General features: G+C 50.4%; 23 protein-coding genes and 1 pseudogene. 15 read left to right on the top strand and 9 right to left on the bottom strand.

Annotated elements, in window-relative coordinates:
- The first annotated feature begins 18 nt into the window (after positions 1 to 18).
- The 3 genes from AB3G37_RS13335 to AB3G37_RS13345 are packed head-to-tail and all read left to right on the top strand — an operon-like array spanning position 19 to position 2,492.
- A complete protein-coding gene (locus AB3G37_RS13335; protein ID WP_369788081.1) occupies positions 19 to 615 on the top strand; it encodes a TetR/AcrR family transcriptional regulator in 597 nt (198 codons plus the stop codon).
- Positions 616 to 664: 49 nt separating this feature from the next.
- Positions 665 to 2,119 (top strand): MFS transporter, encoded by a 1,455-nt coding sequence (locus AB3G37_RS13340; protein WP_213052917.1) that lies wholly within the window; start codon positions 665 to 667, stop codon positions 2,117 to 2,119.
- Between the two features lie 55 nt (positions 2,120 to 2,174).
- Positions 2,175 to 2,492, top strand: coding sequence for an EthD family reductase (locus AB3G37_RS13345; protein WP_213052767.1), 318 nt, complete (start codon positions 2,175 to 2,177; stop codon positions 2,490 to 2,492).
- Between the two features lie 350 nt (positions 2,493 to 2,842).
- Here AB3G37_RS13345 and AB3G37_RS13350 read toward each other — a convergent pair whose 3' ends face one another.
- The 3 genes from AB3G37_RS13350 to AB3G37_RS13360 form a co-directional block, all read right to left on the bottom strand.
- The gene (locus AB3G37_RS13350; protein WP_369788082.1) at positions 2,843 to 3,976 is read right to left on the bottom strand and encodes an MFS transporter; all 1,134 of its coding nucleotides are present in this window, start codon (positions 3,974 to 3,976) and stop codon (positions 2,843 to 2,845) included.
- A complete protein-coding gene (locus AB3G37_RS13355; RefSeq protein WP_369788083.1) occupies positions 3,973 to 4,518 on the bottom strand; it encodes a TetR/AcrR family transcriptional regulator in 546 nt (181 codons plus the stop codon). The genes AB3G37_RS13350 and AB3G37_RS13355 overlap by 4 nt, the downstream gene beginning before the upstream one ends.
- A 161-nt stretch (positions 4,519 to 4,679) precedes the next feature.
- On the bottom strand, positions 4,680 to 5,069 hold the full coding sequence (locus tag AB3G37_RS13360; RefSeq protein WP_369788084.1) for a winged helix-turn-helix transcriptional regulator: 390 nt from the start codon (positions 5,067 to 5,069) through the stop codon (positions 4,680 to 4,682).
- A gap of 14 nt (positions 5,070 to 5,083) precedes the next feature.
- Here AB3G37_RS13360 and AB3G37_RS13365 point away from each other — a divergent pair, with 14 nt between their 5' ends.
- Together AB3G37_RS13365 and AB3G37_RS13370 are read left to right on the top strand one after the other, a co-directional pair.
- The gene (locus AB3G37_RS13365; RefSeq protein ID WP_369788085.1) at positions 5,084 to 5,881 is read left to right on the top strand and encodes an SDR family NAD(P)-dependent oxidoreductase; all 798 of its coding nucleotides are present in this window, start codon (positions 5,084 to 5,086) and stop codon (positions 5,879 to 5,881) included.
- Positions 5,882 to 5,950: 69 nt separating this feature from the next.
- Positions 5,951 to 7,119 (top strand): IS3 family transposase gene (locus AB3G37_RS13370; RefSeq protein WP_369788052.1). Its coding sequence is split into 2 segments (ribosomal slippage): positions 5,951 to 6,200 and positions 6,200 to 7,119, totalling 1,170 coding nucleotides; the frame shifts between segments, so codons are not numbered across the junction.
- 130 nt (positions 7,120 to 7,249) lie between these two features.
- Here the strand turns inward: AB3G37_RS13370 and AB3G37_RS13375 are convergent.
- Complete coding sequence (locus AB3G37_RS13375; protein WP_369788086.1) at positions 7,250 to 7,675, bottom strand: winged helix-turn-helix transcriptional regulator; 426 nt, start codon at positions 7,673 to 7,675, stop codon at positions 7,250 to 7,252.
- A gap of 182 nt (positions 7,676 to 7,857) precedes the next feature.
- Here AB3G37_RS13375 and AB3G37_RS13380 point away from each other — a divergent pair, with 182 nt between their 5' ends.
- The 4 genes and pseudogenes from AB3G37_RS13380 (at position 7,858) to AB3G37_RS13395 (ending at position 11,564) form a co-directional block, all read left to right on the top strand.
- Complete coding sequence (locus AB3G37_RS13380; protein ID WP_369788087.1) at positions 7,858 to 8,493, top strand: NADPH-dependent F420 reductase; 636 nt, start codon at positions 7,858 to 7,860, stop codon at positions 8,491 to 8,493.
- A 35-nt stretch (positions 8,494 to 8,528) separates the two neighbouring features.
- Positions 8,529 to 9,467 (top strand): SDR family oxidoreductase, encoded by a 939-nt coding sequence (locus AB3G37_RS13385; RefSeq protein ID WP_369788088.1) that lies wholly within the window; start codon positions 8,529 to 8,531, stop codon positions 9,465 to 9,467.
- A 107-nt stretch (positions 9,468 to 9,574) separates the two neighbouring features.
- Positions 9,575 to 10,195, top strand: coding sequence for an NADPH-dependent F420 reductase (locus AB3G37_RS13390; RefSeq protein ID WP_369788089.1), 621 nt, complete (start codon positions 9,575 to 9,577; stop codon positions 10,193 to 10,195).
- Between the two features lie 208 nt (positions 10,196 to 10,403).
- Positions 10,404 to 11,564, top strand: a pseudogene (locus tag AB3G37_RS13395) (IS30 family transposase).
- A 139-nt stretch (positions 11,565 to 11,703) separates the two neighbouring features.
- Here the strand turns inward: AB3G37_RS13395 and AB3G37_RS13400 are convergent.
- Positions 11,704 to 12,099: a VOC family protein gene (locus AB3G37_RS13400; protein WP_369788090.1), complete on the bottom strand. Its 396-nt coding sequence runs from the start codon at positions 12,097 to 12,099 to the stop codon at positions 11,704 to 11,706.
- A gap of 247 nt (positions 12,100 to 12,346) precedes the next feature.
- Here AB3G37_RS13400 and AB3G37_RS13405 point away from each other — a divergent pair, with 247 nt between their 5' ends.
- Both AB3G37_RS13405 and AB3G37_RS13410 read left to right on the top strand, forming a co-directional pair.
- Entirely contained in the window at positions 12,347 to 13,198 is an 852-nt protein-coding gene (locus AB3G37_RS13405; RefSeq protein ID WP_369788091.1) for an aldo/keto reductase, read from the top strand.
- Positions 13,199 to 13,224: 26 nt separating this feature from the next.
- Positions 13,225 to 14,214: an aldo/keto reductase gene (locus AB3G37_RS13410; protein WP_369788092.1), complete on the top strand. Its 990-nt coding sequence runs from the start codon at positions 13,225 to 13,227 to the stop codon at positions 14,212 to 14,214.
- 34 nt (positions 14,215 to 14,248) lie between these two features.
- Here the strand turns inward: AB3G37_RS13410 and AB3G37_RS13415 are convergent, their stop codons facing one another.
- The 4 genes from AB3G37_RS13415 to AB3G37_RS13430 form a co-directional block, all read right to left on the bottom strand.
- Positions 14,249 to 15,142, bottom strand: a complete 894-nt coding sequence (locus tag AB3G37_RS13415) for a LysR family transcriptional regulator (protein WP_369788093.1) — start codon at positions 15,140 to 15,142, stop codon at positions 14,249 to 14,251.
- A 225-nt stretch (positions 15,143 to 15,367) separates the two neighbouring features.
- Positions 15,368 to 16,432 (bottom strand): mechanosensitive ion channel family protein, encoded by a 1,065-nt coding sequence (locus AB3G37_RS13420; protein ID WP_369788094.1) that lies wholly within the window; start codon positions 16,430 to 16,432, stop codon positions 15,368 to 15,370.
- 164 nt (positions 16,433 to 16,596) lie between these two features.
- Positions 16,597 to 17,358: a GntR family transcriptional regulator gene (locus AB3G37_RS13425; RefSeq protein ID WP_369788095.1), complete on the bottom strand. Its 762-nt coding sequence runs from the start codon at positions 17,356 to 17,358 to the stop codon at positions 16,597 to 16,599.
- Positions 17,359 to 17,515: 157 nt separating this feature from the next.
- Entirely contained in the window at positions 17,516 to 18,619 is a 1,104-nt protein-coding gene (locus AB3G37_RS13430; RefSeq protein ID WP_369788096.1) for a sugar phosphate isomerase/epimerase family protein, read from the bottom strand.
- A 633-nt stretch (positions 18,620 to 19,252) separates the two neighbouring features.
- Here AB3G37_RS13430 and AB3G37_RS13435 point away from each other — a divergent pair.
- Genes AB3G37_RS13435 through AB3G37_RS13450 form a run of 4 tightly spaced genes read left to right on the top strand, consistent with a single transcriptional unit; the run spans position 19,253 to position 23,095 of the window.
- Positions 19,253 to 20,365 (top strand): ABC transporter ATP-binding protein, encoded by a 1,113-nt coding sequence (locus AB3G37_RS13435; RefSeq protein ID WP_369788097.1) that lies wholly within the window; start codon positions 19,253 to 19,255, stop codon positions 20,363 to 20,365.
- 25 nt (positions 20,366 to 20,390) lie between these two features.
- Positions 20,391 to 21,440: a PotD/PotF family extracellular solute-binding protein gene (locus AB3G37_RS13440; RefSeq protein ID WP_369788098.1), complete on the top strand. Its 1,050-nt coding sequence runs from the start codon at positions 20,391 to 20,393 to the stop codon at positions 21,438 to 21,440.
- A gap of 10 nt (positions 21,441 to 21,450) precedes the next feature.
- Entirely contained in the window at positions 21,451 to 22,278 is an 828-nt protein-coding gene (locus AB3G37_RS13445) for an ABC transporter permease (RefSeq protein ID WP_084983833.1), read from the top strand.
- Positions 22,271 to 23,095 carry an ABC transporter permease gene (locus AB3G37_RS13450; protein WP_369788099.1) on the top strand — a complete coding sequence of 275 codons (825 nt, stop codon included), beginning with the start codon at positions 22,271 to 22,273 and terminating at the stop codon, positions 23,093 to 23,095. Before AB3G37_RS13445 ends, AB3G37_RS13450 begins: the two co-directional genes overlap by 8 nt.
- The last annotated feature ends 8 nt before the right edge of the window (positions 23,096 to 23,103 follow it).

Genomic DNA, 23,103 nt, shown 5'->3' on the forward strand with positions numbered 1-23,103 from the left:
AAAAAAGCAGGGACAACCATGAGAAATCCGACTGGCAGCGGGCGACCGCGTGAATTTGAACTTGGTGCCGCAGCCGATGATGCCCTGCAGGTCTTTTGGGATAAAGGATATGAAGGAACGTCGTTGCCCGATTTAATCGCAGGCACTAGATTATCGCGCGGCAGCCTCTACAAGGCATTCGGCGATAAAAAAGGTCTGTTATTGGCCGCGCTTGATTTGTACATGTCTAAAGGGTTACGGGAAACTGCAAATTTGCTGTCCCAACCAGGCAAGGTCAAGAACACAATTCGTGAGTCACTTTTACGCTGCGCTCAACTGTCATCGGGTGATCTTGGGCTACGCGGATGTCTCGTGGTCTCGTTGGCTACTGAAATGGCGGCGCATGATGCTGAAGTGGCAGAGCGAACCGGACGCATGTTCCGACGATTGCAGCAACTTTACGCGGGTGCCATCGTACGCGGTCAGGCAAACGGTGAGATCCCAGAACGCGATGAGCAGGTTATGGCGCGTTTTCTGGTATGCCAAATCCAAGGGATGCGAGTGTTAGGTAAAACTGGCGCGGTTGAAGCAGACATGATTGGTTTGGTGGATTGTGCAATGCGTATTCTGGAATAAGAAATTTTTTACCCAATTGGGAACCAATCGGTTCCATAAAGAGGATTTTATGTCAACGACTAATGCTAAAGCTGCTGAGCCACGGCGCTGGGCCATGTTCATGGTACTGCTGGTTGGCACGTTCCTCCCGCCGCTTGATTTTTTTATTGTCAATGTTGCGCTTCCTTCGATTCAGGGAGAATTAGGCACTTCCTCTTCGGCAGAACAATTAGTTATTTCCTCCTACGCAGCATTTTATGCCGTGACATTAATTACCGGTGGTCGGTTAGGTGACCTTTACGGACGTGGCCGAATGTTTTTTCTTGGCCTTATAGGCTTTGCGGGCGCATCACTGCTGTGTGGCTTTGCCTGGTCCCCATGGACGCTCATTGCCGGGCGTATTTTGCAAGGCTTGACGGCAGCTGTTATGGCACCTCAAGCACTTGCCTCTATTCAGGTCATTTTTCCCGAATCTGAAAAACCGCTTGCACTCAGCCTGTATGGCGCGATGTTTGGCCTCGCATCCGTTATCGGGCAGGCACTGGGCGGTATCCTGATTTCGCTGAACCTGTTTGGTTTAGGATGGCGCGCGATCTTTCTCGTTAACCTGCCAGTCGCACTGCTGGTCATCATGTTCGGCATCCCATTGCTAAAAGAAACGCGGGCGAAGCATGCGGCCAAGCTGGATCCCGGCGGCGTGCTGTTATCCATAGTGACGCTGAGTCTGCTGATAGTCCCGTTAATCGAAGGTCGTACAGCCGGCTGGCCTTGGTGGGTATGGTTATCGTTCATAACCGTACCACTGCTGGCAACGTTGTTTTGGCGCTATGAGACTCGCCTTGGTCAGAAGGGAGGAACGCCGCTGATCGATCCGCGGGTTCTGCGCACGCCGGGTTTAGCGCGAGGCCTGATGGTGGCTTTAATGTTTTACTCGATCGGCGTTTTCTTTCTGCTTTTTTCGGTCTACCTGCAAAGTGCCTTACATCAGAGTGCACTGAGCGCGGGACTGGTGTTTCTGCCATTCGGTGCAGGATTGCTGCTAGGCCCGCTGTTAACAGCTTATTTGAAGCGCTTTGCCGGGAACTATGTCAATCCCATTGGCATGGGATTGGAAACTCTGGGGCTCATTGGCATGGCCTGCCTCATCTCAGATACCGCTATTGGGGCCTCGCCCCCAACCGCCCCGCTCGCTGTGCTGCTGTTTGTCATCGGCTTTGGGCAGGGTCTTGGGCTGCCAACGCTAATGCGGATGGTGACAGGCCGCGTTGCCCCCGCTTTCTCGGGCATGATTGCCGGGGTAGCGAGTTCAACTTTACAAATCAGCACCGCACTCAGCGTTGCAGTCATTGGTGGAATTTTTTATACCCTCATCGGCGACCACCAGAGCACAGCAACTATCACTCATGCATTTCTTGTCGCGATCCTCTGCATCGCCTGCTGTCTGGCTATGGGGGCAGGACTGGCCATTAAGCTTGCACGGCAATCTGTTGAAACGTCTGCGTTTAAAAAGCAAGCAGCCCGTTAAATTATGCACTTTTAAGTAACACATAAATTATTGATTCATTTAATAGGAGAAGACTATGAGTATTTATGATTCACAGGTCGTTGTGTATGTGACTTATCAAGGAACGCCGGAGGATCGGTTTGATCGGGAACATTATAATAACGTACACCTACCGCTGGTGATGCGTTCATGGGGTAAATATGGTTTGCTCAACGTCGCCGCATTCTATCCAGCCGTGGAAGAAACAGGAACGGTCGCCGTTTGTGAGTGTATCTTCCGTGATGAGGCGGCAATGGAAGTTGTCTTTTCCTCCCCGGAAGTGCCTACGGTGATGGCAGACGTGCCAATTTTCACCGATCTCACCCCCGTCCGCGTGCGTGCGCAACGCTTATAAAGAAAGGTAGGACAAGTATGCGCTACTGCTCGGTAGCGCATACTGAAACTGACCTCCACAGTCTAAGAAAAAACAAAATAATTTTTTTAGAATGCTTAATTTAACTGTGGTTGTGGCGAAATTTATCGGCAGCTTTGAGCGAAGAGCGAACCTGGAAATAACGCACTTATTACAGGAAGAATGTAATTAGTAACAGTCCATATTCGGTAAACGACAATCACCGGAGCTAATTTAAGGCTTGATGGCGGTATGTGGCCTGGACTTTGAACGGATTGAGAAATTTATGGATGAGTCGCGCAGACTCATACATTGGACGCATCAATGCACTGGCATATTGAAACCGACCTGCATTAATATGTCGGGTTAAGGTCTTTGCTTCGAACTGCAAAAACCAATAATAAGGGCAGCGTGGCGAAGATGAGTAGAGCCGTCTCCCCGCTGGTCATCGCATATATCTGACCAAAAATCATTGATCCAACAACCTGCCCCGCGGCCAGCATAAAGAACAGCCCACTGACGCCGACTGCCGGTGAGTTTTCTGACGCAGAAACTCCCCACACCAACAGTACGCCAGAAAGCGTCACATAACCTGCGCCTCCCAGTGCAACCGCGGGTACCAGCCACCAGGTAAAATGCTGACTAAAAGCGATGAGCAATAGCGGAAATGCCAGACAGCACTGTGAAAACTGATAGACCCGATTCATGCCAATGATCTTCGCCAGCGGTCCAGTTAATGCGCCGGTGATCCCAGCGGCACCCGCCGTCATCCATAATAGACTGATGATATCTGGCTTAATACCCAATCGAAGCAGCAATGCAGGTCCAAAACTCCACCAGGCAGCGCTAACAATCCCGCTAAAAAAAGCAATCGCCATCATTCGGTGAAGTGCGCGCTGATGCAGTATCACATGAAAAAAACCATATCGAGCCAATGGCTTATCTTTTGGCAGAATATGCCACACGGGAAACGCGCACAGCAGCGCCAAAAATGCGAACAACAGACAAGACATTCTCCAGCCCCCCGGCAGCCAGGATAAAACTGCCACGGAGAGGATAATTCCTGCGCTGGTCCCAGCATTTATTAGGGTGTTCATTATTGGCTGCTGTCTGTGAGCAATAGCTTGACTGACTGCTGCAGCGAGTGCCGGTGAGGCAAGGCCGGCACTCATTCCGGCGATAAAAAGCCCGAGGCCCAATAGCCATTGCGAACCGGCAACAGCAATAATCAGCAGGCCAAAGGCTGCGCTAAGCGATGACATTAGCGCAGGCAATCTCGGACCTGCAAACGCTGAGAGTAACGGTGCTACCAGAATGGCTATGCAGTAGGCGATAAAACTGCAGCCGGAGAGAATTCCTGCCAACCGCGGTGTGAAGGCGATATCGCGCATAACATCAGGCAGCATCAGTCCCCACGCAAAGCGCGCCATGCCATATGAGACGGCAATAAGCGTAAATCCTGTCAGACCTAACCACGCATTTTTCATTTGTACTCGCCAGAACTGTTGATGAGCATAAGTGAGGCCGTTTTTCCGGCATCGCAGGCTGCGACTGCACCCATTACAAGGGCAGTCGTTAGCGTGCCTTCAAATAACGTCCAAATAGCGTCGGCGAGCGGGAGATTCTCTTTGCTACAGGCATGGCCAATGCATTTCGCAATGTATGCACGCATTGCATACCGATATGACATGGCCTGTTCTGCCAGTACGGGAACCTCTCCAGAGTACTCACCCCAAGCCTTCAGGAAAAAGCAACCTCTGATGCCGTAGACACTCATCCAGTTTCCCATCACATCAAACAGATGACTTATGGAGTCAGGGTGTCGAGGATCACACAGTTCAGAGAAGAAACGTTTGCGACGCTCATCCAAAATTGTCGCCGTCAGCGCTTCACGCGTGGGAAAGTAGCGATAGAGAGTCCGGGTCGATACTCCCGCTTCACTACAAATGTTATCAGTGCTGGTTGCATGAAAGCCGTTGAGGTAGAACAACCGCTCGGCGGCTTGCAGGATGTCTCTTTTTTTATTCATACCTAAAAGTAAACCGATCGCTTTACTTTTTCAAGGTGATTATTTTTTGCACCTTTCTGATTGACCGATGCCATGGGGCTGCAATGAGCGAAAAGCTGACATAATAAAGTGAGTCTATCAACGAGGGCGGGTCAGGCAAGATATTCTAGAAAGCCGCCTTATTAACCATCAACCGATTTTTCGAGATGATGCCGGGAAAACTCCCTCATCGAGATCAATACTGGCATCAGATCCCTACCTGAAGCAGTAAGTCCATATTCTACTCGTAGGGGTTTTTCTCCAAAATCGTTCCTGCTTATCAGCCCATCCTTTTCCAGCTTTCGTAAATGTTCAGTAAGCACTTTGTGTGATATTTCAGGAATACTCTTCAAGAACTGTGAGGGGCGCAGGTTAGATACGGCAAACAATCTGAATAAGATCGGAAGCGTCCATCTTCCAGAAATAATTTTAAGAACCTTAGTAACATAAGCCACTGAGCCCTCTGGTCCAAGACATTGCTTACTGCCTTCGTCTTCTATAGGCACTTTAAAGTGCGTAATTGATTCATTCATTGATATGTCTTCCAATGGGTTTCAACGTCATTACAGGAGAAGAAATTTTGGACTTAAAACTTAAGCGTAAAGTTGCACTGATAACAGGCAGCAGCAAAGGCATCGGTGAGGCTATAGCCAGAGGTCTCGCAAATGAAGGGGCCATTGTCATCATACATGGCCGCGATAAGCCTAAAGCTGAAAGTATTGCTAAGGATATTACCAATCAGGGTGGGCAGGCTTACTCTGTGAAGGGTGATTTAACGAGCGACAATGATGTTCATCTTCTTTTCGAACAAGTGAAATCATGTGTGGAAACGGTAGATATTTTGATAAACAACGCCGGCGGTTCTGGACTCACTGAAGACTGGACATCAACCCGTCCAGAAACATGGGCTGAAGGGTATGATAAAAACGTTCTCTCAGCCTTACGTGTCATCAATCGCTTTCTCCCGGATATGCGCGCAAAAAAGTGGGGAAGAGTCATCAATATTTCAAGCATGGCGGCTCTGATGCCACCAGATCAACGCCCCGATTATGCTGCGGCTAAAGCTGGGATTATTGCAATGACATCTTCATTATCCAAAGCGGTTGCAAAAGAAGGCATCACTGTAAATACCATTTCACCTGGCACAATACTTAGTTTCCGTCTCGAAAAAGCATTCCGTCAGGCCGGTAAAAATATAGGTCTGCCTTATGATGCACCGTGGGAGGAAATTGAACAATCAGTGCTCCCCATGTTCGCACAAGTTCCCATGGGTCGCGTTGGCACGCTTGACGAAATTGCCGACGCTATCACATTTCTTGCAAGCCCTCGAGCAAGCTACATCTGAAGTGGTTTACTGAATTTGGCCACCTGAACAGAGGTGATATGCTCACCTCAGAACAACACAGGTGCTCCAATGAAAAGAAGAAATTTTAGTCCTGAATTCAAACGCGAATCTGCTCAGCTGGTTGTCGATCAAAACTACACCGTCTCTGATGCCGCTAAGGCTATGGATGTAGGTCTTTCCACGATGACGAAATGGGTCAAACAACTGCGTGATGAGCGTCAGGGCAAAACGCCAAAAGCTTCCCCGATAACGCCGGAACAAATCGAAATACGTGAGCTCAGGAAGAAGATGCAACGTATTGAAATGGAAAATGAAATATTAAAAAAGGCTACCGCGCTCTTGATGTCAGACTCCCTGAACAGTTCTCGATAATCGGGAAACTCAGGGCGCGTTATCCTGTGGCCACACTCTGCCATGTGTTCGGGGTTCATCGCAGCAGCTACAAATACTGGAAAAACCGTCCTGAAAAGCCAGACGGCAGACGGGCTATATTACGCAGTCAGGTACTTGAGCTGCATGGCATCAGCCACGGTTCGGCCGGAGCAAGAAGCATCGCCACAATGGCAACCCAGAGAGGCTACCAGATGGGGCGCTGGCTTGCTGGCAGGCTCATGAAAGAGCTGGGACTGGTCAGTTGCCAGCAGCCGACTCACCGGTATAAACGTGGCGGTCATGAGCACGTTGCTATCCCGAACCATCTTGAGCGACAGTTCGCCGTAACGGAGCCCAACCAGGTGTGGTGCGGTGATGTGACCTATATCTGGACAGGTAAACGCTGGGCGTACCTCGCCGTTGTTCTCGACCTGTTCGCAAGAAAACCAGTGGGTTGGGCAATGTCGTTCTCGCCGGACAGCAGACTCACCATGAAAGCGCTGGAAATGGCATGGGAAACTCGCGGTAAGCCCGTCGGGGTGATGTTCCACAGCGACCAGGGTAGTCATTATACAAGCAGGCAGTTCCGGCAGTTACTGTGGCGATACAGGATCAGACAGAGTATGAGCCGGCGCGGAAACTGCTGGGATAACAGCCCAATGGAGCGCTTCTTCAGGAGTCTGAAGAACGAATGGGTGCCGGTGACGGGTTACGTAAGCTTCAGCGATGCAGCTCACGCCATAACGGACTATATCGTTGGATATTACAGTGTACTAAGACCGCACGAATATAATGGTGGGTTACCACCAAACGAATCGGAAAACCGATACTGGAAAAACTCTAACGCGGTGGCCAGTTTTTGTTGACCACTACAATCACCGGAGCTAATTTGAGGCTTGATGGCGGTATGTGGCCTGGACTTTGAGGGCGCTTGTCATGAGTATAGAGTATTTAGATGACCTTCCTGGATGAACTATTGCCCGATTGCTCTTCTCATTATCCGCTCTCAGGAAAAAGACATCCGCCATTGCGGACCAGAGTTTTAACCTCTTCCCCAACCTTCACTGGGTTTCGGTTCAATCGACCAATAAATTCCTTACGACCGAGCACATACGACTCAGAATCATGCTTCGCGCTCCACAGGATAATATTAAGTACGATAGGAATAAGTTCGAGGCCTTTTTCGGTTAAAGAGTAGATGTCTTTACGTTTGTCCTCGGGGCTGGGGTATTTTGAAAGAATACCTTGTAACTCAAGGGAGGACAGCCGGGAAGCAAGGACATTTGTCGCAATTCCCTCTTCTGATTTTTTGAATTCACCATACGTCTTTTTACCCACAAAAATGATATCGCGGATGATCAATAGCGACCATTTGTCCCCAAAAATTTCCAAGCCGTAGTTCACTGCACAGTGAGAACGCATGTCTTCTCCACATATTTTGCTCATCTCAGAAGTGTAACATCACTTGCTTTTAACAAGTAATAGTTTTTAAATTCACTTGCTTTTTGAAAGTAAATTTTGCAGCATGACTATCACTAATCGCGATGAACGAGTCGCATTGTCTGTTTGTTATCTGAACGGCCCTTAGGGTAAGGATCCTCAACATGAGTACAGTGAGTATCATCGGCTCAGGTAGCATGGCGGCGGCTATCGCTCATCTTTCCGCACGAGCTGGGCATAACGTGGTGGTAATGAGCCGTAACGCCCTGAAAGCTCATGAGCTGGTTGAGAGCATTGGTGCAGGAGCGACAACAGGCATTTTCGGCGACGTACCGGCCGGAAATATCGTCATTCTGGCGGTTCCTTACGCCGGCGCGCTTGATGTAGTGAGACAGTTTGGAGAAGCACTGGCAGACAAAATCTTGGTCGACATCACCAACCCCGTAAGCCCTGATTTAACGTGCTTTGTTACGCCAACGGGGAGTTCAGGCACACAGGAGATCGCCAAAGTTGCCCCGACTACTACAAAAATCGTCAAGGCTTTCAACACCCAGTTTTCACACGTCCTGGCTATCGGTGCAGCCAATGGCACCCCGTTGGACATATTGATCGCCGGAGACGATTTGCAGGAAAAGTCTCAGGTAGCAGATTTTATCGAGAGCCTTGGCCTCCACCCAATGGACTGCGGGCCCCTGATTATGTCCAAAATGCTTGAGCATGTCTGTTTGTTAGCACTCGGCCTCGTTACCCATTCCTTTAAACACACTCGGTTCTCACTTGGTGTGAAATTAAACCCATAGCACGCGTTTTAAATAAATATTCTAAGGATCGTTATATGAAAGTTTTAGTGACCGGCGGGACCGGACACATCGGCCCGTATATTATCCGCGAACTCATCGCTAACGGCCATCAAGTGACCAGCCTGGCACGATCGGATAAATCTGCGGCTAAGCTATCTGCACTCGGTGCCCAGGTGCATCGCGGTAATATTGAAGATCTCGATGGACTCAAAGCCGTGGCTGCAAATGCTGACGGTATTATTCACGTCGCGCACAGGCAGGATTTACTTCCCTCTGGTGGCCTCGCAGCCGTGGCCGCCGCCGAGGTTGAGATCATGTTGGCATACGGGGAAGCTCTGGAAGGAACTGGCAAGCCTCTGGTCGTATCTGGAAGTATTGCATCTCCCGGTTGGGAAAATCTACACCGGCCTGCCACTGAGACTGACCCGGCCCTGCCTGCTAGCGATGAATATAAATCAACCCTGAGAATTCGAAACATTGTCGAATCTACCGTTATTGGTTTGGCAGAACGAGGCGTCAGGTCTTCTGTCGTGAGGATCCCAACCATTGCGCATAGCAAGACCGACACCGGTTTTCTACCTATGCTGATCGCTGTTGCAAAAGAGAAGAACATTGTGGGCTATCCCGGGGACGGTGCCAACCTGTGGCCAGCCGTACACGTTCGCGACCTCGCCGCCCTGTTTCGCCTTGCATTAGAGAAAGGGCCGGCTGGCAGATCCTGGCATGGGATAGAAAGCGAGGGGATTGCGTTTCGCGAGATTGCAGAAGCCATTGCGATTCGTTTGGGGCTGCCTGCTGTCAGCATTCCGATCGATGTACTGATGATACCAGGATATTTTGGCTTCTTCGCCAACCTGGTCACTCTCAACCTCCCTGCATCTAACCGTGTAACCCGCCAGACTCTCGGCTGGAAACCTACGCAACCAGGCCTGCTCACGGATTTAGACAACGGACATTATTTCCCGCGTAGTTGATTGTATAGCCTGAAGCAGATAGCAAGGACTTAACGGATATAAGCCGTTATTGAGTCAGGAAATACGTTTAAAAATCATGGGCAACTCTGCTCATAAGGAAAATATACATGAGTATTATCAGCATAATCGGGTCTGGAGGAATGGCGGCCGCACTTGCCAGCCTTTCGGCAAAAGCCGGGCACTCAGTTGAGATAATGAGCCGTGATGCCGCAAAGGCGCGGGCATTGGCTGAACAGGTCGGGGCTGCCGCTACAGCAGGAACATATGGCACTACTCCTGCGGGCAATATTGTCATACTCGCCATTCCCTACGCCAGTGCCGTATCAGTAATGACCGACTTTGGGGAGGCGCTAAAAGGAAAAGTGATCATTGATATTACTAATCCCATTTCTGCTGACGCAACAAAACTTGTCGCACCCGCAGGAAGTTCTGGGGCGCAGGAAATCTCCATGCTAGCCCCCGCAGGCTCACATGTTGTTAAGGCGTTTAATACTGTCTTTAGCCACGTACTTGCCCGAGGTACTCATCTGGATGCCTTTATTGCAGCCGACGGCCTGGAAGCTAAAGTAAGCGTTTCCACTTTCATTACCAGTCTTGGGCTAAGCCCGCTTGATGTTGGCGGCCTGCATATGGCTCGGACTCTTGAGGCGGTGGGCCTGCTGCTTATCAGCATTGCCAGAAATGGCGCAGGCACTTTCGATATTGCCTTTAAGGTTAACCCCGCGTGAGGCGGTTAAACTGTGCCCTTAGCGGGCACAGGGTTCCGAATACTGAAAAATCTAATTTTGGAAAGTTCGGCTATCTCTCCCAACTCTAAGAGGGTCGTCAGCTTGCAGATTCTATTGCGGTAGTTTTTTTAATCTATCAACGACCGCTTCTGGCTGTGAGTTCAACGGGTCGATGCAACGCTATCCTTAAATAAAGGGGGACGTTGCCATGAAACGAAGAACTCGCATTTACTACACGCCGGAACAAAAGGCGATTATCTGGGACAGATATAAGCAAGGTGATTCTCTACATGATATCGCCAGAATGTTCGACAGATTTCATTCTTCTATTATGCCGACTATCCACCAGACTGGTGGGTATCGTCCTCCTGTCCGAAAGCGGCACCGGCTCGCTCTTTCACTTGATGAAAGAGAGGAAATTTCCAGAAGGCTGGTAGCAAAACGTAGCATCAGGGACATCGCCAACAGATTATCAAGAGCCCCTTCAACTATTAGCCGCGAGATTAAAAGGCATGGAGGTGCAAAACATTACCGTGCTGCAAAAGCTGATAAGGAAGCGTGGGACCGTGCCCTGAGACCAAAACCTTGCAAGCTAATTGAATGCCCCGCATTGTGTAAATTCATTGCAGAAAAGATGCATCAGGACTGGTCGCCGGAACAAATCGCCGGTTGGCTGAAACGCTGTTATCCGGATAATCAGGAAATGCATGTGTCACACGAAACGATTTATAAAACGCTTTTTATACAAACCCGGGGAGCATAAAAAAAAGAACTACAGCAATGCCTCAGAAGCGGAAGAGTTGTGCGTAGATCCAGAACGTCATCGCTTAAAGGGAAAGGATTAGGGTCAATCCCGGATGCGATACCTATCAGAGAAAGGCCACCTGAAGCCGCAGACAGAGCCATACCAGGTCACTGGGAAGGCGATCTGATCCAGGGCTCGAAAAACTCTTATATTGTCACTCTCGTAGAACGCCATTCCCGCTTTGTTATGCTGGCTAAAATCAGAGACAACAAGACCATAACGGTTATATCTGCACTCATCAAACAAGCTCGAGAATTACCCGTTGAGCTTTATAAAACACTAACATGGGATCGGGGGTCTGAAATGACCAGCCACAACCGGTTTACTGTAGCCACAGACATCCAGGTTTATTTCTGTGATCCTCAATCTCCCTGGCAACGCGGCTCAAATGAAAATACGAACAGATTGCTCAGACAGTATTTTCCAAAAGGAACTGACTTATCGGTTCACTGCCAGCAAAGACTAAACAGTGTTGCCAGACAGCTCAATGAGAGGCCGAGAAAAACGCTAGACTATGAATCACCCGCAGAGCGGTTCAATCAGTGTGTTGCTTCCATCGGTTGAACTCACAGCGAGAAGCGGAAGTTCGCAATTTTGCTCACAGCTGATAAAGGGATTACTACGATGACCAAGTAGTAATCAATGGCGAGCAGGTAACTCGCTTTGGGCAACATTAAATATAACCCCCGTCCACAAACTGAACTCAGAGCTTGCCCCAGTGCATGTTCTGAATAACAACCCTATACCCATCCATATCCTGGAAGGTCACGCCCTTCCTGTCCCAGTAGGGATTAAATGATTTAACTCTGGCGAAGCCAGCATGATCCATATTTGTGCAGGTGGTTAGCCAACTGTCTTTCTCAGGAACATATAGAACCAAGAGATCCTCATTAGAAGGCGAAGGTAACACTGGATGAGCATGACACTGAGTGAATTCAAGGTGCCAAGGTAAACCTTCCAGCCCTAACATGTATCCGCTGAATCCATCGTGATCTGTAAACTCACCGATTTTTTCTAATCCCAGCCCTTTACAGTACATTTCACAGCTTTTGCTAAGTGCGCTGACAGGTCTGGCTATCCTCATATGCTGCAATGCCATAAGTACCTCCTTTTTATTAGTATTAACCATAACATCCCTCAAAGACATCGCCTGATAGCCTCTCAGCACAATTTTGATACGTCCAAACCTAAACAACTTTGTTAGCTACTTCCGCTCCTGGCACAATGCCGACCAACAACTTTTCTAATTAATGAATACATCTAATAAACCCTAGCTAATTACCCCATCTAATCGAATAAATTACTCTGCGTTATGCTTTCCTACACAACAGCTGAAGGATAACGTCATGCAAACTGTGAAACTGAACAACGGTATTGAAATGCCTCTGCTGGGCTTTGGTGTGTTTCAGATGACGGATGCCGCAGAATGCGAGCGTGCCGTTATTGATGCCATCGATACGGGATACCGCCTGATCGATACCGCCGCGTCTTACCAGAATGAAACCCAGGTCGGGAACGCACTGAAACAAAGCGGTATCGCCCGTGACGAACTCTTTGTAACCACCAAACTGTGGCTACAGGATACAAATTATGAAGGCGCGAAAGCACAGTTCGAACGCTCTCTGAATCGATTGCAGCTGGACTACGTTGACCTGTACCTTATTCACCAGCCTTACGGCGATGTCCATGGGGCATGGCGTGCCATGGAAGAATTGCAGCAGGCAGGTAAAATTCGCGCCATTGGCGTCAGCAACTTCCAGCCTGACAGGCTTGCCGATCTTATCGCCTTCAACAACGTCACCCCTGCGGTAAACCAGATTGAAGTTAACCCCTTCAACCAGCAACTGCATGCGGTTCCATGGAATCAAAGCCGTGGCATTCAGCCGGAAGCATGGGCACCGTTTGCCGAGGGTAGAAATGGTCTGTTCCAGCATTCCCTATTAACCGCGATTGGTCAGAAATACGGCAAAAACGTGAGCCAGATTGTGCTGCGTTGGATCTTCCAGCGAGGCATCGTTTCGCTGGCTAAATCGGTGCGAAAAGAGCGCATGGAAGAGAATATCAACATTCTCGATTTTGAACTCAGTTCTGAAGATATGTTGCAGATTGCTGCACTCGACACCGCAACCAGCGCCTTCTTCTCTCATCGCGACCCGGCGATGGTGGAATGGCTGACTGGCCGCAAACTTGATGTTTAAGTCGCAATAAAAGAGGTATTCATTCAATGCAAAAACGTTATCTGGGTAAATCCGGACTTGAAGTATCAGCTCTCGGACTTGGTTGCATGGGCTTAAGCCACGGCTACGGCCCGGCGACCGATACCCGTCAGGCTATCGAGCTCATTCGCGCTGCGGTTGAACGTGGCGTCACCTTCTTCGATACCGCCGAAGTATATGGCCCCTTTCTTAATGAAGAAGTTGTCGGTGAGGCCTTAAAACCGTTTCGTGACCGCGTGGTCATCGCCACCAAGTTTGGATTTACCTTCGGTGCGGACAACAAGCAGCAGATTCTAAACAGCCGCCCGGAGCATATCCGTGAAGCCGTTGAAGGGTCTTTACGCCGCCTTAAGACTGATGTCATTGATCTGCTGTATCAACATCGTGTCGACCCGGATGTCCCGATTGAAGATGTTGCGGGTACAGTGAAAGACCTGATCGCGGAAGGCAAAGTCAAACATTTCGGTCTGTCCGAAGCGGGTGCGCAGACCATTCGTCGTGCCCATGCGGTGCACCCGGTCACAGCCCTGCAAAGCGAATACTCCATGTGGTGGCGCGAACCTGAGCAGGAGATCCTGCCGTTACTGGAGGAACTGGGCATTGGTTTCGTTCCCTTCAGCCCATTAGGCAAAGGCTTCCTGACGGGTTCGATTAAACCAGGAACGACGTTTGGCAAAGATGATTACCGAAGCCAGGTGCCGCGCTTTGCCGAACAGGCGATTGAAGCCAATGAAAAGCTGGTCTCGTTATTGGGTGAACTGGCAGCCGAGAAAGACGTAACGTCTGCGCAAATCGCTCTGGCATGGTTACTGGCACAAAAGCCGTGGATTGTTCCGATCCCCGGTACCACCAAACTACACCGGCTGGAGGAAAACCTGGGCGCTATCGAAATTATTCTTTCACAGGATGATTCACGGCAGATAACCCAGGCGCTTGAAACGATTAAAATTGTCGGCGAACGTTACTCTCCTGAGCACCAGGCTCGCGTAGGCCGTTAATACCCGGACGGGTCCGAAGCAAATGGCGGACCCGTTATTCCTGGTAGCGAAGTGCATCGATCATCAGCGCAAAAGCGGGCGGATGCTGCTTACGGCTCGGGTAGTAAAGATAATATCCGGGGAAAGACTGGCACCAGTCCTGCAGAACCTGAATAAGCTCTCCTGACTTTATATAATCCTGAACCCTATCCTCAGGTATACAGGCAATGCCAAAACCGGATAAAGCAGCATCAATCCTTTCCGTCTGCAGATTAAACGTTACCTGCCCTTCTACTCTTACCCGTAACGGTTTCCCTTCTTTTTCAAACTCCCAATGATAAAGTCCACCGGCAGTCGGCAGGCGCATATTAATGCACCGATGATTTTGTAGCTCGTGCGGCGTTTCGGGCGCGGGGTTTGCGGCGAAATAGGACGGTGCACCCACCACAGCCATGCGCATTTCCGGTCCAATCCTCACCGCGATCATATCCTTATCTACGCTTTCGCCCAGTCGGATCCCGGCATCAAAACGCCCTTCAACAATATCGACAAAGCCGTTATCAACCACCAATTCGAGATTGATTTCCGGATATTCCCTGAGGAAGGGTTTTAACTTCGGCCAAACCACACTTCGCGCGGCATGCTCCCCGGCAGATAAACGGATATTGCCGGAGGCTGTACCATTCAGTTGAATAAGCGATTCCAGCTCCTGTTCAAGATCGGCAATACGGGGTTCAAGGCAGGCAATAATTTTCTCACCGGCTTCTGTAGGGGCAACGCTTCGGGTAGTGCGGGTGAGAAGGCGGATATTCAGCCTTTCCTCCAGTGATTTTATCGCATGGCTGAGTGCAGACTGAGAAACACCCAGTTTGCCCGCTGCTTTGGTAAAACTTCGCTCCCTTGCCACCACAAGAAAGATTTGCAGTTCGTTGAAGTTTTCTTTGAGCATCGGCGATTTCCTTTTATTGTAAAACCTCACCATTTCATATAACTGCCTGAATCAGCCACGTAGTAATGTCCACCGAGTCCTGTATAACTTACCTATTCTCCTGCAATGCTCTTTACGTCGCTTTTTATCATCGCCGGAGTAGTCTTACCCTATACATCTGGCGAGAGGCATCCGGAATGAATGGACAACATAGTGATACCGCGAGGTAACCGGGAGTATAGCTCGTCACTTACCGGAACCGGTCAGTGTCGCTCTTACGTGAGGAAGGCTCTGCGGATAATTTTGTTGTATAAACTCAATCATTTTTTCCCGCACGTGGCAACGCAGATCCCAAGCGGTAGGCGAATTCTGTGCGGTCATCAATAATCTGATGGTCATGGTTTTATCGGTAGTATCGGTAACCTGCAGCACCTGGGTCTGTTGATCCCAGAGTTTTGTTTCACTGAGTACTTTTTCAAAATGAGTACGCAGAGGTTTTAACGGCATGGAATAATCAAGGTACAGAAAAACCGAGCCCAATATTTGTGCGTTATTACGCGTCCAGTTTTGGAAGGCATTTTCCGTAAAGTAGGTGATCGGCAGGACCAGTCGACGCAGGTCCCAGATGCGCACCACCACATAGGTCAGGTTTATCTCCTCAATCCAGCCCCATTCATTTTCAACCACCACGGCATCATCAATTTTTATTGGCTGCGTAAAGGCTATCTGAATCCCGGCAAACAGGTTAACCAGCGATTTCTGAAGGGCAAAACCAATGATTATTCCGGCAACTCCGGCACCAGCGAGGATAGTAGTACCGAATTTTCTCACTCCGGGAAAACTCAATAGCACCAGGGAAAGACAGAATAATACCAGAACGACAATCGCGACCTTTTTTACATAGATTATCTGAGTGCGAATTTTACGGGCACGTAGATTATTAGAAAGATTGATGTCATAGCGGATGAAAAGCATATCCTGCGCCACGTTTGTCAATCGAATCAACACCGAGCAAAATGATAAAATAATAAATATATTGATGGTTGTTGTGATAAAGGCAAGAGAGTCTGGCTCAACGTTAATATAATTAACCCCGACATTGATTAACAGTAAGGGAATAAAAAGAAACATTGATCCACGGAGATGCTTTTCAAGTGATTTAAACAGCTTTCTGTCACGGTTCTGCCAGTAGCGAATGAACCTGAGAAGGATAAATCGGGCCAGAAACCCTACGAAGAATGAGAGTGTGACCAGCAATAAAGCGGGCACCCATGATGGGGCGCTCGCTAACTCACCGAATATTAATGGCATGCTTTCTCCTGCTATCCAGCCAACAACTTTAAGCTGTAAGAATAGTCATAAAAGTTCAGTCACCGTTAGCTTCTTGGTGACCTGCCATGCCGAACTTATAAATTTCACCGGCGTGCGGCCAGCAACGGGTGGGAACAGTTTTTTATTGCTGGCTGTATTTGCCACTATGAAAAGTTTTCTAGCACCGATAAAAACGAATTTCTGTCACCATGTCCCTCGGTCAGTCTCACCCGCCCTTCAATATCGGCCAAATGATAATCCATTAACTCACGTGCCTTGATCAGGTCTTTGGCCTTTAGGGCGGCAACGATCATGCGATGATGGTCGGCTCCGCAATCGTCTTTCCTTTTTTCCTCATACAGTGACATAACCAGCGAAAGTCGAGCCACAATCTTTGCCAGCATCTCGGTCAATACCGGATTCCCCGCCAGCTCGGCTAAAACGATATGAAACTTGCCGGAAAGCACCGTTTTGGATTTTTCATCGCCGTGATGGTGAGTCTGCTCCTCTTCGTCAGCCAGGCTTTCGAGTGCATCGAGCTGCTCGGGCGTCGCCCGCGCAATAACGAACTCCAAAAGCAGAGCTTCTATCCTGCGGCGCGCCTCAAACAGGTTTTTAGCCTGCTCAATGCTGGGCTCGGCAACAAAGGTGCCGCGGTTGCGTTTTCGCTCCAGCAGGTGGTCGCTTTCCAACACCCCCAAGGCGCCTCGGACTACTGTTCGACTGACGCCAAAGTGTTCGGCAATCGCCTCTTCCAATATTTTAGTGCCCGGAGTCAGCGCCCCTTCCCCAATCGCCGCGGCCAACGTTGCGCGAATACGCTCAGAGACGTCATCATTGCTGTCAGCGCTGCTGGCCACTTTATTGGCGGCGGTCGCGGCGACTTTTGCGCTCGGACCGCGCGATTTTTTTATTGTTTTTTCCAAAACGAACCTCTTTTTCGACACATGCCAGACTGCTAGACTGTATTTATTATCTCGATAATAATATTGATTCGCAAACCTTGATAGCGGCATTAAATGCGCATGTCAGCCGTCTGGCGCGTTGACTCGGTCATTCCGCTTTGCCGGTAAGCGTTTTCGATCAAGACAAAATAATGCCGTGGTCGTGACAAATCTGTTGAATATGCTGCGCCGATTTTTTTATGGCATTGACGTTTTCCTGATAACCATAGGGCTGACGCTGATAGCCTGGATAACCGTAATTATCCCTTTCATAGGTTTCCCAGTCTGCAATCTCCCCAGACTCAACTCTCAGTTCAAAAGCATCGATCATCGACAGGTAAGTCTGTTCTTCGTCAGCGGTAAAATCAGGATGTCCGGCACGCCATAGCGGATCGTCGAGCTGGATGCACTGCCTTGGGTAGGCACGACGCGGGTTATCCACGGTGGATTGCGCTATTTCCAACGACAAATTCAGTGTCGGATTAACCGCCGCAAGAATAGGCAAAATGGCAGCAAAATCAACAATGCCTTCACCACAGGGGCGCGGCTGGAAATCAAAGCCACCGGCTGCCCTTGCGACATAGGCGTCCTTAATATGCGTTTGACGAACGAAAGGCGCAAGGCGTTGGGTAGCCAACACCGGGCTCTCACCGCGTTGCAGCATGTTTGCCGTGTCGAGCACCACGCCGACACAGTCTTGGCCTACCGCCTCAATCAGGCGCAAAATCTCGAACGAGGTGATTTCATCATGCGTTTCGATATTCATGTGTATGCCCATTGCGCGCGCCGCCGGGGCGAGTTTCCTGAGAACTTTCTCGGTCGCCAGCAGCTGTTCGTCCCAGGTGACGTCGGTGCGGAACCGGTCAACCGCCAGCCGCCCGCGAAAGGCGGGTTTAAAATTCCCCGGCGAGACCCAAAGCTCGCGACAGCCTATCGCCGCGCTGGCCTCCATCATTCGCGTGAGGCCGGCGATGATATCGCCATCCCCAATCGCCCGCAGCTCAGGAGCCTCAGCGCTGCAATAAGGGTTAATCTTGCCCAACCCGCTTTCCAGATACAGCCCCAGCTCATCTGCCCTGGCGCGTATTTCTCGCAGCTGGCCCAGGTCCAGGGTCGGACTCATATCCAAAATAGAACTAAAGAAGATGCCGCCCAGGCCGAGTGCTTTTACATGGTTCAGGCTGGCCAATGGGCCGCGCTGTTTTACTTCCGGTAGTTTTAATCCATCAATGCCTAATCTCATTACTGGCTCCAATATGATAGTGAATGACGTAACGGCTTGTGCAATCCGCGTGCCATGCTTACCTTAAATGTTAGCAAACTAAAAATAACACCATGATTTTAAATGATTTATTTAAAACAAAAATATTATAATTAACTTTCGAAAAAACTTTCGAAAGTTACAATGACTATAACTTAAAGCCATTGCAATCTCACCCTCAGCATCGCTTTAAAACTCCCCTAAAACGCAGATCGGAATAAACTCATTAAAAAACAGCTGATTACCTATCAACGATTATCTTTGGGCGTTTTCTCCCCTACCTGTTCCAATGCTTAAAATGGCATTTTTTCAGAAGTTATTGCACCAAAATGAAAACAGTAACGCACCAAAATGGCGAAAGTTTGCCTCATTAAAACATTCGAATGTTTATTATTATATTAATAAAAACAAATATTCGGATATTTTAATTTAATTAAAAGACTTAAAATTCAGTTGATTACAAATATACTTCGCGCCTTTTTTTATCTTGGCATGTGGTTTGCTAACTGATTCTCATGACTCAGCATGACTAAAACACTCAGCTCCGGTCGCACTCGCGAGTGAGGTGATGAGTCAATTACGGTCCTTGAATACGACTTTGAATCAGGAAGCTATATGCCAGATATGCAAAATAACGCGCAAAAGAAACGCCTTAACGTTCAGGGGCTTACCCACAGCTACGGCGGGAAAAACGCGATTAGTGATGTGTCGTTCCATATAGAGGCGGGTGAAATCGTTGCCCTGCTTGGCCCAAGCGGTTGCGGAAAGTCGACCGTACTGCGCGCTATTGCCGGCCTGATACAGCCCAAGGCCGGTCAGATCGATCTCGGTGGTCAAAACCTTGCAGTGATGTCTGCCAGAGCGCGCGGGATCGGCATGGTGTTCCAAAACTATGCGTTATTTCCACATCTGACCGTGGCGGAAAATATTGCTTATCCCCTGGCCTGCCAGCAAATTTCCCGCGCGGAACGCAAACAGCGAGTCAAGGAAATGCTGGCACTGGTCAGGCTGGATGACTTTGGCAACCGGCTGCCGCGCGAGCTGTCCGGTGGTCAACAGCAGCGCGTGGCCGTAGCCAGGGCCATTGCTGGACGCCCTTCACTTTTGCTGCTTGATGAACCTTTTGGCGCACTAGACCGCGCACTGCGTTTTGACCTGCAGGTAGAACTGCTGCACCTGCAGAAAACGCTGGGCATCACCACGCTGATTGTTACCCACGATCAGGAAGAGGCGCAGAGCCTGGCTAACCGTCTGGTGCTGATGAATAAAGGTCAGGTTGAACAGATTGATACCCCAATGGCGGTCTACGACAAGCCTAAGACCTTGTTCGTCAATACCTTTATTGGGCAGACCAACATGCTGTACGGCACGGTAGGCCAGATAGAAAATGGCAGTACTTTGATCAACCTGGCCGATAACAAGACGCTGCGTTTGCCGCGCCGGGTGAATTTCACGCCGGGCTCAAAGGTGACACTGACCTTCCGCCCTGAAGAGGTTCGCCTTTCCACCCAGCACAGTGAGAGTGCCCAGCCGGTGCGCATGACCGTCTCGGTCCCGCTCGGCCCGTCGCTGGTGCATGACCTGGCGCTTGAGGATGGCACCAGCCTGCGGGCTTCCGAGCTGCGCGGACCTGCAACCTATATTCCCGCACCGGGAACACAACTTTTTGCTGAAATTGACACCGCACGGTGCCACGTTTTTCCGGCTGAACCGGAATTTACCCGCTAATAACAGACTCTCAGAGGTAGACATAATGAAGGACTTTGAAATCAGTCGTCGTCGGTTCGGTTATTTGGTTGCAGGCGTTGCAGCGTCAACCATGCTGCCGTTTTCCCTGCGCGCCGCTGCTGCGGCTCAGAGCAGTGCGATTGCCGCGGCATTTCCGGGCAACTGGGAAGATGCGTATCGCAACATCCTGACCCCGATGCTGCAGAAAGAAGGCTTTGGCCTGACCATAGCCCCGGTGATGGCGCAAGATCAGTTAGCCAAAACGATGGCCAGCCCGGGCCACCCACCTTACGACACGCTGCTAATGTCGCCGGGGCAAACCACCGTAGCGATACAAAACAACCTGATCCAGAAAATTGACCCAAGCCGACTCAAGAACTGGTCGTTACTGGATCGCTCTTTCCAAAGCGAATATGGCCCAACGGTCACGGTTGAAGTCAACGGTATCGCCTACAACCCGGATCTGGTTCCACGGCCTAAAGGCTACCGCGATCTGTTTGAGAATCCGGCCTATAAAGGGTTGGTTTCCTGGACCGGTTTTGAGTCGAATACCGCGGTGATGGCCTATACCGAGATTGCCAAAATTTATGGTAAGGGCCCGGACGATATGCAGGCGGTGTTTGATTTGTTTAAAAAACACCCCGACCAGCTCAAGGGCATCGTTGACAGCACCAATCACCAGATGACGCTGTTCCAGCAGGGTGAAATTGCCGTCTTCATGTGCAGCACCAACAACGTTGCCCGCCTGAAAAGCCTGGGAATGAATGCCGAATTTGTTCATCCACAAACCGGCTCACCGGCCGCGCCGGTCAATATCCATTTAACCAAGGGATCGACTAACCTCGGTGCCGCTTATGCCTATATGGATGCGGCCATTTCGCAAAGCGTGCAGCAGCAGCTGATGCTGCCGCCAACCGACATGTTCCCTACCAATCAAACGGTGGCACTCTCCCCTGCGATTGCGGCCTATGTCACTCGTGACCAGATTAAGACGCTGGTTTACCCCGACTGGGCGTCGATTAACAAAAATCGCGATAGCTGGATCCGCCAGTTCGACACGCTGGTTGCCGGTTGAGGAAATAGAGATGAAGCAGAGCGGTTTTCCTTATGTCATCCCGATGCTGGTACTTTCCATCGTGTTTTTTGTCACCCCTCTGGCAGTGCTGGTTGGTTACAGCTTTGCCGGTCCGAGTGGCGCAACCCTCGGCCACTATGGGCAATTTTTTGGCGACGATTTTAACTTTCGCGTCCTGATCAATACCGCCCGCCTTGGCATAGAAACGGTGATCGGTACCACCGTGCTCGGCGTACCTATTGCTCTGCTGTACTGGCACAGTGGTAAAAATGTGCGTCAGGTTTTAGTTTTCCTGACCCTCATTCCGATGCTGACCAGCAACGTGGTTCGCACCTTTGCCTGGATAGTGATCCTCGGTCGTCAGGGTCCCATCAGCGAAGCGTTATTCTCGCTGGGTATTACCGGGACGCCTACCAGCCTGATGTTTACCGAACTCGGACTGGTGATGGCCATGTGCCAGATTGATCTGCCGCTAATCATCCTGCCGCTGATTGCCGTGCTTTCGCGCACACCTTTTCAGCTCACGGAGGCCGCTCAGGTCTCCGGGGCGGGATCGTGGCGAATCCTGACTACCGTGCTGCTGCCGCTGATGCTGCCGGGCCTGCTGGCCGGCTGGATCCTGGTGTTTGCCAGCACCAGCAGTTCGTTTGTCACTCAGGCGGTGATTGGCGGAGCGCGTAACGTCTACGTGCCGCAGCTGATTTATCGCGAAGTCGGCACGCTGTTTGACTGGCCGCTAGCCTCCGCTATTGCCGTGGTGTTGCTGCTGACTACCGGCTGTTTACTGGTCGCACTGACCATGATTTCACGCCACAGGAGACTGGTCGGCCATGCCTAATCATCGTGAAAACCCTATCCCGGCCGTGCTTTACAAGATCTTTGTTTACGGCTTTGGCACGCTGTGCGTCATCTATCTGGTTGCGCCGATCGTTATCGCATTGATGATGTCGTTCACCTCGGGGCAAACCTTGAAGTATCCGCCACAGGGATTTTCTCTGCGCTGGTATGAAGCGCTGCTCGACCCTGTCAGGTCAGGCACCGAGCATATTGCGGCCTGGAACTCGCTGAAAATTGCCGGATGGGCGGTATTCGGCTCGCTGCTGTTTGCTGTGCCCGCCACCATCGGCATGACCCGCATGAAGCGCCGCAGCGTCAACGCCATTGAGCCGTTGCTTCTGGCACCGCTGGTGCTGCCGAGCCTGGTCTATGGTCTGGCCGCGCTGATCGTCGCCAACTTTATCGGCTTTCAGCCTTCACTTGGGTTAACGGTGATCGGCCATGTTGTGGTGTTTGGCCCGCTGATGTATCGCGCCGTTTCAGTGGTGGCTCAGGGCATGAATCCTTCTTTGGCGGAGGCCTCTACCACCATGGGCGCCAGCTGGTTTATGACGCTGCGTCGCGTAACGCTGCCGCTGCTGACGCCGGGGATCCTCGCCGGGGCCTTCCTGGTGTTTATTCAGTCGCTGGACAACGTCACGGTCTCGCTGTTCCTTGCCGATGCCCGCACCACGGTGCTGCCGCTGCGCATGTTTGCGCTGATTGAAGAATCGCTCGACCCTCGCGTGGCGGCGATTGCCGGAATATTAATCGCCGTGACACTGCTTGGACTGCTGGTTGCGCGACGCGTGCTGTCGCCCGCGCGACAACAGCCATAAAAGTTAAC

Source organism: Rouxiella sp. WC2420 (genome assembly GCF_041200025.1).
Classification (GTDB): domain Bacteria; phylum Pseudomonadota; class Gammaproteobacteria; order Enterobacterales; family Enterobacteriaceae; genus Rouxiella.

What these genes read in the sequence shown, in the direction of transcription:
- AB3G37_RS13450 (WP_369788099.1), top strand. Translation starts at nt 22,271, where the DNA reads ATGCCTAATCATCGTGAAAACCCTATCCCGGCCGTGCTTTACAAGATC.
- AB3G37_RS13380 (WP_369788087.1), top strand. Translation starts at nt 7,858, where the DNA reads ATGAGTACAGTGAGTATCATCGGCTCAGGTAGCATGGCGGCGGCTATC.
- AB3G37_RS13420 (WP_369788094.1), bottom strand. Translation starts at nt 16,432, where the DNA reads ATGCCATTAATATTCGGTGAGTTAGCGAGCGCCCCATCATGGGTGCCC.
- AB3G37_RS13360 (WP_369788084.1), bottom strand. Translation starts at nt 5,069, where the DNA reads ATGAATGAATCAATTACGCACTTTAAAGTGCCTATAGAAGACGAAGGC.
- AB3G37_RS13400 (WP_369788090.1), bottom strand. Translation starts at nt 12,099, where the DNA reads ATGGCATTGCAGCATATGAGGATAGCCAGACCTGTCAGCGCACTTAGC.
- AB3G37_RS13350 (WP_369788082.1), bottom strand. Translation starts at nt 3,976, where the DNA reads ATGAAAAATGCGTGGTTAGGTCTGACAGGATTTACGCTTATTGCCGTC.
- AB3G37_RS13340 (WP_213052917.1), top strand. Translation starts at nt 665, where the DNA reads ATGTCAACGACTAATGCTAAAGCTGCTGAGCCACGGCGCTGGGCCATG.
- AB3G37_RS13405 (WP_369788091.1), top strand. Translation starts at nt 12,347, where the DNA reads ATGCAAACTGTGAAACTGAACAACGGTATTGAAATGCCTCTGCTGGGC.
- AB3G37_RS13365 (WP_369788085.1), top strand. Translation starts at nt 5,084, where the DNA reads ATGGGTTTCAACGTCATTACAGGAGAAGAAATTTTGGACTTAAAACTT.
- AB3G37_RS13345 (WP_213052767.1), top strand. Translation starts at nt 2,175, where the DNA reads ATGAGTATTTATGATTCACAGGTCGTTGTGTATGTGACTTATCAAGGA.
- AB3G37_RS13355 (WP_369788083.1), bottom strand. Translation starts at nt 4,518, where the DNA reads ATGAATAAAAAAAGAGACATCCTGCAAGCCGCCGAGCGGTTGTTCTAC.
- AB3G37_RS13385 (WP_369788088.1), top strand. Translation starts at nt 8,529, where the DNA reads ATGAAAGTTTTAGTGACCGGCGGGACCGGACACATCGGCCCGTATATT.
- AB3G37_RS13390 (WP_369788089.1), top strand. Translation starts at nt 9,575, where the DNA reads ATGAGTATTATCAGCATAATCGGGTCTGGAGGAATGGCGGCCGCACTT.
- AB3G37_RS13430 (WP_369788096.1), bottom strand. Translation starts at nt 18,619, where the DNA reads ATGAGATTAGGCATTGATGGATTAAAACTACCGGAAGTAAAACAGCGC.
- AB3G37_RS13375 (WP_369788086.1), bottom strand. Translation starts at nt 7,675, where the DNA reads ATGCGTTCTCACTGTGCAGTGAACTACGGCTTGGAAATTTTTGGGGAC.
- AB3G37_RS13440 (WP_369788098.1), top strand. Translation starts at nt 20,391, where the DNA reads ATGAAGGACTTTGAAATCAGTCGTCGTCGGTTCGGTTATTTGGTTGCA.
- AB3G37_RS13445 (WP_084983833.1), top strand. Translation starts at nt 21,451, where the DNA reads ATGAAGCAGAGCGGTTTTCCTTATGTCATCCCGATGCTGGTACTTTCC.
- AB3G37_RS13415 (WP_369788093.1), bottom strand. Translation starts at nt 15,142, where the DNA reads ATGCTCAAAGAAAACTTCAACGAACTGCAAATCTTTCTTGTGGTGGCA.
- AB3G37_RS13335 (WP_369788081.1), top strand. Translation starts at nt 19, where the DNA reads ATGAGAAATCCGACTGGCAGCGGGCGACCGCGTGAATTTGAACTTGGT.
- AB3G37_RS13435 (WP_369788097.1), top strand. Translation starts at nt 19,253, where the DNA reads ATGCCAGATATGCAAAATAACGCGCAAAAGAAACGCCTTAACGTTCAG.
- AB3G37_RS13410 (WP_369788092.1), top strand. Translation starts at nt 13,225, where the DNA reads ATGCAAAAACGTTATCTGGGTAAATCCGGACTTGAAGTATCAGCTCTC.